The sequence below is a fragment of the uncultured Xylophilus sp. genome (genome assembly GCA_913776965.1).
Lineage (GTDB): Bacteria > Pseudomonadota > Gammaproteobacteria > Burkholderiales > Burkholderiaceae_C > Xylophilus.
This window is the reverse complement of sequence record CAJYQL010000063.1, coordinates 42240-55450: the sequence shown is the minus strand read 5'-3', so window position 1 is coordinate 55450 and position 13211 is coordinate 42240. Positions and strand designations below refer to the sequence as shown.

General features: G+C 66.6%; 8 protein-coding genes, 1 pseudogene and 1 riboswitch. Of the genes and pseudogenes, 1 reads left to right on the top strand and 8 read right to left on the bottom strand.

The annotated features are described in order from the left end of the window. Nucleotides 1–150 precede the first annotated feature (150 nt). Genes metH through QZ500_RS09360 form a run of 3 tightly spaced genes read right to left on the bottom strand, consistent with a single transcriptional unit; the run spans nucleotide 151 to nucleotide 3559 of the window. Entirely contained in the window at nucleotides 151–2883 is a 2733-nt protein-coding gene (gene metH / locus QZ500_RS09370) for a methionine synthase (protein ID WP_295854190.1), read from the bottom strand. A gap of 8 nt (nucleotides 2884–2891) precedes the next feature. Continuing rightward, nucleotides 2892–3308, bottom strand: a complete 417-nt coding sequence (locus QZ500_RS09365; protein WP_295854187.1) for a type II toxin-antitoxin system VapC family toxin — start codon at nucleotides 3306–3308, stop codon at nucleotides 2892–2894. After that, nucleotides 3305–3559, bottom strand: a complete 255-nt coding sequence (locus QZ500_RS09360) for a plasmid stabilization protein (protein ID WP_295854184.1) — start codon at nucleotides 3557–3559, stop codon at nucleotides 3305–3307. Before QZ500_RS09360 ends, QZ500_RS09365 begins: the two co-directional genes overlap by 4 nt. 199 nt (nucleotides 3560–3758) lie before the next feature. Here QZ500_RS09360 and QZ500_RS09355 point away from each other — a divergent pair, with 199 nt between their 5' ends. Then, entirely contained in the window at nucleotides 3759–4889 is a 1131-nt protein-coding gene (locus tag QZ500_RS09355) for an alanine--glyoxylate aminotransferase family protein (RefSeq protein ID WP_295854181.1), read from the top strand. A 506-nt stretch (nucleotides 4890–5395) separates the two neighbouring features. Here the strand turns inward: QZ500_RS09355 and QZ500_RS09350 are convergent. From QZ500_RS09350 to QZ500_RS09330, 5 genes and pseudogenes are all read right to left on the bottom strand, one after another. Next, complete coding sequence (locus QZ500_RS09350; RefSeq protein ID WP_295854180.1) at nucleotides 5396–6910, bottom strand: CoA-acylating methylmalonate-semialdehyde dehydrogenase; 1515 nt, start codon at nucleotides 6908–6910, stop codon at nucleotides 5396–5398. 236 nt (nucleotides 6911–7146) lie between these two features. Further along, nucleotides 7147–7605: a hemerythrin domain-containing protein gene (locus QZ500_RS09345; protein WP_295854177.1), complete on the bottom strand. Its 459-nt coding sequence runs from the start codon at nucleotides 7603–7605 to the stop codon at nucleotides 7147–7149. A gap of 285 nt (nucleotides 7606–7890) precedes the next feature. Continuing rightward, a complete protein-coding gene (locus tag QZ500_RS09340) occupies nucleotides 7891–9411 on the bottom strand; it encodes a PepSY domain-containing protein (protein WP_295854174.1) in 1521 nt (506 codons plus the stop codon). Continuing rightward, nucleotides 9411–11546: a TonB-dependent receptor gene (locus tag QZ500_RS09335; protein WP_295854171.1), complete on the bottom strand. Its 2136-nt coding sequence runs from the start codon at nucleotides 11544–11546 to the stop codon at nucleotides 9411–9413. The genes QZ500_RS09340 and QZ500_RS09335 overlap by 1 nt, the downstream gene beginning before the upstream one ends. Nucleotides 11547–11625: 79 nt before the next feature. After that, a riboswitch (cobalamin riboswitch) is annotated at nucleotides 11626–11848 on the bottom strand. A 119-nt stretch (nucleotides 11849–11967) separates the two neighbouring features. Beyond that, a pseudogene (locus QZ500_RS09330) lies at nucleotides 11968–13129 on the bottom strand (IS5 family transposase). Nucleotides 13130–13211 lie beyond the last annotated feature (82 nt).

Genomic DNA, 13211 nt, shown 5'->3' with positions numbered 1-13211 from the left:
ATGCATGCGGCCGACGGGCCGCTCCTGTGGTCAACGGATGGGATGCATCAAAGGTACACAGCGTGCGGCAACGGGCTGTATCGGCTTTGTAAGACCGGGTAAGGCAGCGTCAGCAGGGGTTGCGGCGCGATGCGCCGCCCTGCATGCAAGTTACAGGTTGGGCGCCAGCAACCGCTCCAGCACCGCCGCATCCATGCCGCGCCGTGCCGCCATGTCCTGCAGCTGGTCCTCGCCGATCTTGCCGACGTTGAAATAGGTACTGTCGGGATGCGCCAGGTAGAAGCCGCTGACGCTGGCCGCCGGCGTCATCGCCAGGCTGTCGGTCAAGCCCATGCCGATCTCCTCGCAGCGGAGCGACTCGAACATCGCCTGCTTCACGCTGTGGTCCGGGCAGGCCGGATAGCCCGGCGCCGGACGGATGCCGCGGTACTGCTCCGCGATCATCTCGTCGTTCGACAGCGTCTCCCCGGCAGCGTAGCCCCACAGGTCCTTGCGCACCCGCTCGTGCAGGCACTCGGCGAACGCCTCGGCCAGCCGGTCGGCCAGGGCCTTGAGCATGATCGCGGAGTAGTCGTCCAGATCGTCCAGGAAGTACTGCTCCTTCTTCTCGACGCCGATGCCGGCGGTGACGGCGAACATGCCGACATAGTCCTTCAGGCCGCTCTCGCGCGGCGCGACGAAGTCGGACAGGCAGCGGCTCGGTCGCATCACCCCGTCTATCGCCTGCTTCTCGGTCTGCTGGCGCATGCCGTACCAGGTCATCGCCGGCTCGGTGCGGTTCTCGTCGGTGTAGAGCGCGATGTCGTCGTCGCGCTCGGTGTTCGCCGGCCAGAAACCGACCACCGCGTTGGCCTGCAGCCAGCGGCCCTCGATCAGGCGCTTCAGCATGCGCTGGCCGTCGGCATAGACGCGGACCGCCTCGGTGCCCACCACCTCGTCCTTCAGGATTGCGGGGAATGGGCCGGCCAGGTCCCAGGTCTGGAAGAACGGGCCCCAGTCGATGTACTGCGCGAGCGTGCCCAGGTCGAAGTTCTTGAACACCCGGCGGCCGAGGAACTTCGGCACCGGCGGCGTGTAGCCGCTCCAGTCCACCGCTGTCTTGTTGGCGCGCGCCTTGGCGAGCGGCCACAGCGGCACCTGCTTCTTGTTGGCATGCTGGTGGCGGACCTTGTCGTAGTCGGCGTTCAGCTCGTCGATGTACTTGGTCGCCTGCTCCGACAGCAGGCTCTGCGCCACGCTCACGCTGCGCGAGGCGTCGGGCACGTAGACCACCGGGCCTTCGTAGTGCGGCGCGATCTTGACGGCGGTGTGGACCCGGCTGGTGGTGGCACCGCCGATCAGCAGGGGAATCTTCTTCAGCCGGAAATGCTCGTCCTTCTGCATCTCGCCGGCGACGTACTGCATCTCCTCCAGGCTCGGCGTGATCAGGCCCGACAGGCCGACGATGTCCGCGCCCTCGACCTTGGCCTTCGCCAGGATCTCGTGGCACGGGACCATCACTCCCATGTTCACCACTTCGAAGTTGTTGCACTGGAGCACGACCGTCACGATGTTCTTGCCGATGTCGTGCACGTCGCCCTTGACCGTGGCGATGACGATCTTGCCCTTGCTGCGTACGTCGCGGCCGGCCGCCTCGTCGCGCTTCTTCTCTTCCTCGATGTAGGGGATCAGGTGGGCCACGGCCTGCTTCATCACCCGCGCACTCTTCACCACCTGGGGCAGGAACATCTTGCCGGCGCCGAACAAATCGCCGACGACGTTCATGCCGTCCATCAGCGGGCCTTCGATCACATGCAGCGGCCGGCCGCCCTTGGCCACGATGGCCTGGTAGGCCTCCTCGGTGTCGGGCACGATGAAGTCGGTGATGCCGTGCACCAGTGCATGCGACAGCCGCTCGCCGACGGTGCCGCCGCGCCATTCGAGCTTCTTGCTCTCGTCCTTGGCGCCGCTTTTCGCGGTTTCGGCGATCTCGACCAGGCGCTCGCCGGCGTCGGGGCGGCGGTTCAGCACCACGTCCTCGACCCGCTCGCGCAGCGTGGGCTCCAGGTCGTCGTACACGCCGACCATGCCGGCATTCACGATGCCCATGTCCATGCCCGCCTGGATCGCGTGGTACAGGAACACGGTGTGGATGGCCTCCCGCACCGGATCGTTGCCGCGGAAGGAGAAGCTGACGTTCGACACGCCGCCCGACACCTTGGCGCCCGGCAGGTGCTGCTTGATCCAGCGCGTCGCCTCGATGAAATCGACCGCGTAGTTGTTGTGCTCCTCGATGCCCGTCGCCACCGCGAAGATGTTGGGATCGAAGATGATGTCCTCGGGCGGGAAGCCGACCTCGTCGACCAGGATGCGGTAGGCGCGCTCGCAGATCTCGATCTTGCGGGCGAAGGTGTCGGCCTGGCCGACCTCGTCGAAGGCCATCACCACCGCGGCCGCGCCGTAGCGGCGCACCAGCGTGGCCTCGTGCTTGAACTTCTCCACCCCTTCCTTCATGGAGATGGAATTCACGATCGGCTTGCCCTGGATGCAGCGCAGGCCGGCCTCGATGACCTCCCACTTCGAGCTGTCCACCATGATCGGCACGCGGGCGATGTCGGGCTCGGATGCGATCAGGTTGAGGAAACGCACCATCGCGGCCTTGCTGTCGAGCATGGCCTCGTCCATGTTGATGTCGATCACCTGCGCGCCGTTCTCGACCTGCTGGCGCGCGACCGCGAGGGCCTCCTCGTACTGGCCGTTGAGGATCATCCGCGCGAAGGCCTTGGAGCCGGTGACGTTGGTGCGTTCGCCGACGTTGACGAACAGCGTGCCCTCGCCGATCAGGACCGGCTCGAGGCCGGAGAGTTTCATCGGGGGAGGCGTGGTGGGTGGGTGTTCGGACATGGTGTTTTCTAGGCCTTCCAGGGATCGATGACGGCGACATTGGCCGCTGCATAGGGCGAGGTGTCGCGGGACGCCACCATGAAGCCGCGCGACGCGGCGATGGCGGCGATGTAGCCGTCGGGTGTCGAGAAGCCGCGGCCGCCGCTGCGGGCCGCCACGGCGAGCGATGCGTATTGCCGGGCCGCGTCGGTATCGAAGGGCAGCACGCGCGGTCCGAACAGCTCCAGCAGCTCGGCCAGGGCCTGGTCGAGCAACTCGCGGCGCTTGCCGATCGGCAGCGCATGGATGCCGAACAGCAGTTCGGCCAGGGTGACGCTCGAGAGGAACAAGGTTTCGGCGGCCTGCCGGTTGAGCCAGTCCCGCACCGCCTCGTTCGGCTGCGGCTTCATGGCTTCGGAGACGACATTGGTGTCGAGGACGATCATGCGAACTTCGGCGGCTCGGCCGGCGCCTGGTCGCGCGCGTGGCAGGCCGCGTCGATGTCGTCGTTGGTCAGCCCCAGCCGCTGGCCGATCGAGGCCAGCGCATTGCCCAGCAGGAGGCGGTCGCCCGGCGTCACCGCGGCCGCCAGGATTTCGCGCACCTCCGCCTCGGTGCTGCGCCCGTGCTGGGCCGCACGCACGCGCAGCGCGCGGTGCACGTTGTCGGGCAGGTTACGGACGGTCAGCATGGCCATGATTCGATCCTGTGCGATTGCATTCGATGCTTTCATTATAAAAAACTGCATGCATCGAATGCCTTGTGGTGTGCTGCCAAGGGGGGTCAAAAGACCGCGTGCTAAGCTGATCCGGCTCCGAACAGGGGCGGTTTTCCGCGCCGCACGACGGTCCGACCGCCGTCCACATTCCCACGACCTTGCACTGAGACAACACCCCATGCCCGGCCTGCTGCCCGACGTCGATCCCGACGGTTTGCTCGAATTCTCGGTGGTCTACACCGACCGCGCCCTCAACCATATGTCGCGCCGCTTCGTGGGCGTGGCGCAGGACATCCTGGCGACGCTGAAGCAGGTCTACGGCGCGCGCACTGCGGTGCTGGTGCCGGGTAGCGGCACCTTCGGCATGGAGGCGGTGGCCCGCCAGTTCGCCAACCGCGAGAAGGTGCTGATCGTGCGCAACGGCTGGTTCAGCTACCGCTGGACGCAGATCTTCGACGCGGACCGCGGCCTGGGCGGCGGCTCCGTCGTCTGCCAGGCCCGGCAGGTGGGCGACGGCCCGCAGGCGCCCTGGGCGCCGATGCCGGCCGACGAGGTGGCCGCGGCGATCCGCGCCGAGAAGCCGAAGGTGGTGTTCGCGCCGCACGTGGAAACCGCGAGCGGCATCCTCCTGGGCGACGACTATCTGCGCACGGTGAGCGCGGCGGCGCGCGAGGTGGGTGCGCTGTTCGTGCTCGACTGCGTGGCCTCGGGCGCGATGTGGGTGGACATGTGCGCCACCGGCGTGGACGTGCTGATCAGCGCGCCGCAGAAGGGTTGGAGCAGTTCGCCCTGCTGCGCGATGGTGATGCTGGGCGAGCGCGCCCGCGAGGCGATCGAGGGCACGACCAGCAGCAGTTTCTCCTGCGACCTGAAGAAGTGGATGCAGATCGCCGAGGGCTACGAGGAAGGCCGCCACGCGTACCACACGACCCTGCCGACCGACGCGCTGGTGCGGCTGCGCGACACGATGCTGGAGACGCGCGACTACGGTTTCGACAAGGTACGGGCAGAGCAGATGGCGCTCGGCGCGCAGGTGCGGGCGCTGCTCGAATCACGCGGTTTCCCGAGCGTCGCGGCCGAAGGCTTCAAGGCGCCGGGCGTGGTGGTGAGCTACACGACCGACCCGGGCATCCAGAACGGCAGCAAGTTCGCGGCGGTGGGGCTGCAGACCGCAGCCGGTGTGCCCCTGCAGTGCGGCGAAGGTCCGGATTTCAAGACCTTCCGCATCGGGCTGTTCGGGCTCGACAAGTGGCACGACGTGGAGCGGACGGTGGGGCACTTGGCGGCTGCGCTGGATCGGGTGCTTTGAGGCGCTTTCTGCGTTTTGTACCCGCCTGACTTTTTTCCGAGACGGGGCCTTGGATGGTTGGATGGAGGGCGGGGTCTCGATCAGAGCTTTGTCGCGCGGGTGGGGCTTGGGGGGATGCCGGGCAGGCGGATCGCTCCGTGTCCCCCGGAAACGCCTGCGGCGTTTCCTCCTCCTGAACCTCCGCTATCCGCCTGCCCGGCATCCCCGTCGAACCGAGCGCTGGTGCGCAGAGGCCTGCGATTTAGCCGTCTGCTCGTTCGTGGCGTGACGGCTGTTGTGACGGCTGATCCTGCGCCACGCAGGACCGGGGTGGTGGGTGCTCCCCGCAGCGAAATCAAGGAGGAGGCCGCAGGCCGGGGGACATTCGCGGAGGGGAGTACCCGCCGACCCGGTCCGGACCACAGAGCACCCACCCCCACCGTACGATCGAAAACCGACCCCAGCGCCCGCCCCACCTACGCAAGCAACTACTGAATCAATAGCAAAGCCAAGCCAGCAGATCGCCCCTATTTCGCCGTAGGCATCACGAACTCCGCCCCCTTCTCCGTGCTCTCCGGCCAGCGCTGCATCACCGACTTCTGCTTGGTATAGAACCGCACGCCCTCCTCGCCATAGGCGTGCATGTCCCCGAACAGCGAACGCTTCCAGCCGCCGAAACCGTGCCAGGCCATCGGCACCGGGATCGGCACGTTGATGCCGACCATGCCCACCTCGATGCGCCGCGCGAATTCGCGGGCGACGTGGCCGTCGCGGGTGTAGCAGGCCACACCGTTGCCGAACTCGTGCGCGTTCACCAGGTCCACCGCTTCGGCGAAGTCGCGCACACGCACGCAGGCCAGCACCGGGCCGAAGATTTCCTCTTGGTAGATGCGCATGCCGGGGGTCACCTTGTCAAACAGCGTGCCGCCGGTGAAAAAGCCGTTCTCATGCCCCGGCACGGTGAAGCCCCGGCCGTCCACCACCAGTTCGGCGCCCTCTTCCACGCCGAGCGCGATGTAGCCCTCGATCCGCTCCCGGGCCTGCTGCGTGACGATCGGGCCCATCTCGGCGTCCGGCTCCATGCCGTTCTTCACCACCAGTGCGCGGGCGCGCGCGGCCAGCAGCGGCACGATTTTGTCGGCCACGTCGCCCACCAGCACCGCCACGCTGATCGCCATGCAGCGCTCGCCGGCCGAGCCGTAGCCCGCGCCCACCAGCGCATCGACCGCCTGCTCGATGTCGGCGTCGGGCATCACCACCATGTGGTTCTTCGCGCCGCCGAGCGCCTGCACCCGCTTGCCGTGGCGCGCGCCGGTCTCGTAGATGGTGTTGGCGATCGGGGTGGAGCCGACGAAGCTGACCGCCTTCACGTCGGGATGCTCCAGCAGCGCATCGACCGCCGTCTTGTCGCCCTGCACGACGTTGAACACGCCGTCGGGCAGGCCGGCCTCCTGAAGCAGGCGCGCGAGGTAGAGCGAGGCCGAGGGGTCGCGCTCGCTGGGCTTCAACACGAAGCAGTTGCCCGCGGCGATCGCCACCGGGAACATCCAGCACGGCACCATCACCGGGAAGTTGAACGGCGTGATACCGGCCACCACGCCCAGCGGCTGGCGCAGAGTCCAGTTGTCGATGCCGGTGGATACCTGGTCGGTGTAGTCGCCCTTGAGCAACTGCGGGATGCCGCAGGCGAACTCGATGATGTCGATGCCGCGCATCACCTCGCCCTGGGCATCGGTGAACACCTTGCCGTGCTCGGCAGTGATGATCGCCGCGAGCGCGTCCTTGTGTTCGTTGACCAGCGCCAGGAAGCGGTTCATCACCCGCGCACGGCGGATCGGCGGCGTGTCGGCCCAGGCCGGAAACGCGGCCTTCGCCGCCGCGACCGCCGCCGCCACGTCGGCGGGCGCGGCCAGCCGCACCTGCCGAACGGCAACGCCGGTGGCGGGGTTGAAGACCGGCTGGCTGCGGTCGCCGGTGCCGGCATGGGGCCGGCCGCCGATGAAGTGGGCCACGTCGGCGGTGTCGGTGTAGGGAGCGGTCATGGAAGGCGGTGTCCGGAAGCTGAGGCAAAGAGCCACAGTCTAGGAACGCGGCGCTCCGCTGCCTAGTCCCGGGGCGGACACCGCCCGTCGGCCCGTCGATCCATCGGATGGGGCCGCGGTGCCGGTCAGGCCGCCTTGGCGCGGCGGGGCCTGACCGTGGCGAACTCGCGCTGGAACAGCATGCCGAGCTCGGCGTTCTCCTGCGCGCTCAGCATCGACTGCAGCTTCGGATAGACCTAGCCTTCCTCGTCCTGCTGGGCGTGCGTGAGCACCGCCGTCTGCAGGCGCCGGGCGGCGTCGAGCCAGCCGGGGTCGCCCTGCTTGTGCAGCAGCATCATTTCGAGCTCGGCGTTCATCACCTTGGCATGGGCCTGGTCGAGATAGAGCTTGTCGGACTCCGGCACCAGGCCCTTCTCCGCGATCTTGGGATAGAGCACGTTTTCTTCCGCCACCGAATGCGCGGTGAGCTGGTAGCTCAGCAGGTCCTGCAGCCGGCGCTGCTGCAGGTAGGTGCTGCTGCCGCTGGCCAGCAGCTTGTCGAAGGTCGCGGCGATCAGCTTGTGCTGCGCCTTCACCATGGCGAGCCAGTCGCCGCCGGCGCGCATCGGCTGCGCGAACGCATCCTCGTGCATCGGCAGCAGGGCGGCCGCAGCGGCACCGGCGGTGAACAGCGCGTGGCGGCGGGATGGTCGCATCGTGTGCTTTCGTATGGGTATGTGAAAAAACGGGTACTGCCACGATGAGCCGGACCGCACACCGCGCTTGTGCGTGCGCGCCCGCGGCGATGTGGGACGCGGCCTTTAGAAGATTTACTTCCGACTGGCACTTCGAGCCGGTTCGTCGTCGGCACCTGCAGGAAGCGTCGCAGCGGGCTTGAGGGGCGCTGTGGTTTGGTGGCGCTGTGGCGCTGTGGGGGATGCCGGGCAGGCGGATCGCTCCGTGTCCCCCGGAAACGCCTGCGGCGTGTCCTCCTCCTGAACCTACGCTATCCGCCTGCCCGGTATCCCGGTCGAACCACGCGTGGGTGCTTTAGGCGCGAGCACGCGCCAAGCGATGACCAGAGAGGTGAGGCAGAGTGCGATGCCCACAATCGACAGCCCCACCACCAGGAAGTCACGTAGCACGGGCCGCGCCAGCAGCGGCGCAAAATCAAGGCTGTGCAGACCGTGGTACAGGACGCGCTGCCAACGCTGGCTCGTATCCGCGCGCAGCAGCAACCGTCCCGACACCGGATCGGCGTACACGTCCACACCGTCACGCCAACTCGCCTTCCAGACTGGCAAAGGCCGGCTGAAGCGCGTCTCCGTTCGATCCGGATTCCGGCTGTAGTACTGGGCGTCGTAGGAGGTCAGCATGGAGATGGTGGGCTCTCCGGCGTCTGGTCGCATCGTCGCCAGCACGCGTCGGACGTCGGCTTCGGGCAGAGATTTGACGAGCGTACCTGCCGCGTTGGTGCCGGCCGCCATCAGTCGCTGCATGTCGGCATCGCGCATCCGATACCAGGGTTGGCCATCGAAGCGGATCACCTCCAGCTCACGCGGCGCGAAGCCGCTGCGCGACGCCATCCGCAGGGCTTGGCCCGGATCCAGCAACGCAGATGACTTCGCACCGGTCCATGCCTCGCTTTCTGCCTGCGGCTGTCCACGAGCGGAAAAAACCCCGTAGGGATTCATGGACATCAGCCCGGAGAAGATCCACGTCAGCGTGACCACGCCTGCCATCAGGCCGACGATGTGGTGCCAGCGCATCCAGAACTTCCGGTACGGTATCCAGCGCGACCGGTTCAGAAAAAGCTGCCACACCCCGAGCACAAGTCCGCTCAAGGCCAGCACAACGCCTGGTATAGACAGCCAGACGACCGTCTGATTCCAGGCCTGCGGAAACTGCCGCAGCACCGTCGGATAGATCCAGTGCGGAACCGCACCCACCCAGTTCCAGAAACGCTCGGCGCGGCGCGTGTCGCGGACCACTTCGCCGCTGGTGGTCGACACATACAGCTCCAGCCCATCGCCACCGTCGAGGCCTACTTTGAATAGCGGACGGTGCGGGTTGAGCCCTTGCGGCACGGTCCACTGGTCTTGCTCCAGGAACTCGGTCGAGACGGCGCGCCTACCGCTGAAAGATTCCGCGACGCGGGCTGCTGCAGCCGCATCCAGCCGCGGCAAAGTCGTACCGTCGTAGGCGTCCACGGCGACCCAGGCAGCAGGCTTGCCCCCCAGCAGCCGCCAGACCGTACGACCGTCGTGCACGCCCAGGCGTGCCTGCGCAAAACCGACCCCTGCGCGCCGTCCTGCCTCGTCCGGTGTGAGCAATTCCCGGTCGGAGATCGGCAGGTGCGGTAATGCCGCCAGCCTTTCGGCCTGCCCCAAGCTGGGGAAGGGCACGAAGTACAAGACGATGCCGCTGACGAACCACATCAGGAAGAGCAGCACCAGTGCGACGCCCAGCCATTTGTGCAGCCAGATCAGCGCAGCCTTCGCCGGCGACACCGCGGAGGCCATCAGAACCGGGCGCGAGCCGTCAGCATCACCGTGCGGGGTGCGCCCAGCAGCCAGCGCACATTGCCGGTGCCCGACAGTGCGTAGTCTCTGTCGGCCAGATTGTTGACGGCCAGCTGCAGCGTCAATTGCGGCGAGTAGTTCCAGGCCATCGCTGCGTTGAGAACAGTGTACGAGGGCAGCGACGTGGTGTTGGCCGTATTTGAATACCGCTGACCTACGTACTGGGCGCCGAAGCCCGCCCACCATTGGGGCAGGAACCGGTAGCCTGTCCACAGGTTGGCCGTACGCTCAGGCACACCGGTCGGCACCATGCCGTTGCGACTCACCAGGCGGCCCGACACCAGTTCCTGGAAATCGTCGTAGCGGGCCCGCAGGAACGCTGTATTCGCATCGACCGTCCATCCTCGTAGTGGCTCGGCCGCGAACGCCAGTTCGATGCCGGTCGACGACTGCCGGCCGATCTGCTGCGTGATCGTCGGGTTGGTCGCGTCGCGCGACAGGATGTTGCGCTTCTCGATTCGGTAGACCGCGGCTGTCCATTCACCGCGGACCGCCGGCACGCTACCTTTGACGCCGAACTCCAGCTGCCGGCCCTTCGTGAGGTCGTAGGTGTTGCTGCCATTGGGCAGCGACAGCGCACCGCTCAGCGGATCGGTACCGGTTCCGTACTGCCCGTACACCGACAGGTCCTTCATCGGGGTCCAGACCGCACCGACGCGTCCGGTTACGGGGTGATAGTCCTTGCCCAGGTTCGTGCCGGTCCGCAGATCCTCGTTGTAGAAGTCCATCGCGTCGCGCCGTAGCCCGCCGATGAGCTTCCACTGCGGTGACAGGTCGATCGCGTTCTCCGCGAAGAGTGCGGTGGTCTCCAGCGTGGAGCGGCGGCCCGGAATCGTGGGCACAGGGCTGAGGAAACCGCCCGGTGCAAAGCCCACGAAGGGGTTTACCGTGCTGGAGCCGCCGTAAGGCGAATTGTTGGTGTGCAGCAGCTTGGTGCGGTAGTAGTCGAGGCCGACGACGAACCGGTTCCGCAAGCCTGCCATGCGTCCGTCGAATGCCGCATCGAAGCGATTGCCTGTCTGTTCCTGGTCGTGCAGGATCTCCAAGTAGTCCCCTCGGGTCACCAGGGTGCCGGGGGTGTTGAAGGTATAGCTCTCGGCATTGCGCCAGTGACGCTTCGAGGTCAGGTAGTAGGTTTCGTTGCGCAGCCGCAGTTGGTCGTTGGCCTGGTACTCGACCTTGGCGCGCCAGACCCGGTCGTTGTAGTGGACCGTGGCGTCGCCGATGTTGAAGCTGGTCCGACGCAGGCTCGGCACCAGTGCGCCATTGCGCAGGGGCGTGCCGTAGTACACCGCATCGTCGTTGTGGCCGGCATCCAGGCTCAGGTCGATGCGCAGGCCGCTCATGGGTCGGAGGGCGAGTGCTGCGGAGATGTTCTGGCGGCTGTAGCCATCGTCGTGGCGATAACCGTCGCTGCGCGCTCCGTCGATGTAGAGCGAGTAGGCCAGCACATCGTTGACGGGGCCGCGAAGGCCTATGCCGCCCTGCAGCGTGCCGTAAGAGCCGGCGCTCACGAAGGCTTCGCGTTCCGCCTTGTCGAAGCGCGGCTTCTTGGTGATGTAGTTGACCGCCGCTCCAATGGCGCCGTCGCCATACAGCACCGACGCCGGGCCGCGCAGTACCTCCACCGACTCCAGCGGCCAGGTCGAGAACGGATAGGTGATGGTGCCGGAAGCCACGATCAGCCGGGTGCCATCGACGAGCTGCGCAACCGAGTTGTGGCCATTGAATCCGCGGGCCGCCAGGCCGGTTCCGCCGTTGCCGGGTGACGGATTCTCGGTGACGCCCGGCATGCGGATGGCCACTTCCTGGGCCCGGGTCAGACCACGTTCCTGGATGTCGGCAGAACTGAGGCTGCTGATGCTCGCGGGCGTCTCGCGTGCGCTCAGACCCAGACGGGAACCGGTGCTGTTGGGTAGATCCAGGTCCAGCGATGCGCCGGGCATGACCGCGCTGTCGGTCACGAGGATAGGGGTGAGGGTCTGGGCAGACGCGTGAAAGGTACAGGCCGAGGCGCCGGCCAGGGCGACAACGCGCAGACCGCGCGACGCGCGGTGCGAAGGGAAGGAACGCATGACGGATACCGAATGAAGTCATCCTCGCCGGCATCCCCGCCGGGTCTGGACGTTACGGTCACCACACGCCTGAAAGGTATGCGGCGACCACCGTGTTGGCCGGTATCCGGGCTGGACAGAAATCCAATTCCTTGCCTTCCCAGCGTCTTGCGAGGCCAGTGGCGCGAGAGGGTTGGTGTGCCAGTGCAGGCACCTTCCGTCGACCGTTGCGGGGGCAGCGCAGCTCAGGCGGATGCCCTGCTGCTTCCCGTTGAACTGCACTCCAGAACAGGAGGGCGAGCACCAACATGCGGATTTTAGTCTCGCTGCGAGTGAGACCGGTCGGGGCGTTGGGTTGGCTTTCGCGTGCGAAAGTCGGTGCGGTTGCTAACGAAGGTCGGTTTGTTCACTGCATAGGCGTTCTAAGAGGGTACAGACGAAATCAACTAGCAAGGGCCAGCCTGCTGGGCAGGATGCGCGCCTCGGCGAGCAAGGCCCAGGCAGTGGAGATCGAGGTCTTGCGATCGTGGTGCATGACCATGCGGCGCCAGCGCTCGTTCCAGGCATGGGTCCGCTCGACGACCCAGCGTTTGGGCAGCACGACGAAGCTTCGGACAGGCTCCTGACAGAGAGATTGCTGTGGATCATGGAGGGTGCCGGTTGATCGGTTGCCAGGCCTGCGCACGACCTCGACCCGGATGCCGTGGGGTCTGCTCTATTGCTCGGGCGCACTGACCGCCTTAGGCCCCGTCGTTGTAGAGACGTTCGATGGAAGGGTCCTTGCGGCACGCCTGCGCTACGACCTCGGCAGCGCTGTCGCGGTCCTGCACATTGGCAGCAGTCACCGTGACGGCCAACAGCAACCCCACCACGAGGTGGCGCTTTCTGCATTTGACTTTTCTGCCGGCGTCGTAGCCGCACTCGCCACCCTGCGGTGAGGCGCGGTTGGACTGAGCGTCGATGACGGCCGCGCTCGTTTCGGCTTTGCGGCCCATGCGGGCTCGCCACTGCTGGCGTAACCGGTCCTGCATCTGCTCGAAGGCATCGACCTCGACCCAACGCACAAAGGCCTTCAGGCCGCCTGCCACGGTGCGAAGCTCGACGGCAGGAGCCGCCAGGCGCAGCCTGTGCGCAGCACATAGCAGCAGGCATCGACCAGGCGCCGACGCTCGCAGCATGCCGGCGCACCGCGGCTCCCCCTCGGGACGCTCGAAAAGATCGGCGACCAACTGCCATTCGGCATCGGCCAGATCGGTGCTGTATTGCCCGGCCTCACGCCGATGTGCTGCGGTGTGGCCGTAGCGCTTCGGTGAGGCGACGGGTACAACCGACTCAACCGACTTGCCCCCGGCCTGCCGCACTGGCATCGAGCGTACGATGCCCTGCACACGCAGCGTCCTGCGAATGGTGGCAGCGCAGACGCGGACACCGCCGAGGTGACTAAGCTCGTCAGCAAGTTCGTCGAGCGTCGCATGCGGCATACGGGCAACGACCTCGCGCGGCAGAAAAATGTGCTGAGGCGTCAGCGCCGCGGGCGTGCCGCCTCGGTTGACCGCTTTCTCACCATCACCAGGCCCGTGGTCTGTCATCGCCAACTCCTGCATCGAAGGCAGATGACTCGCAATGTTCAGGCCAGTTGATTTCGTCTACACCCTCTTAGAGGTCTGGGATTCGACCTTCGGTTCA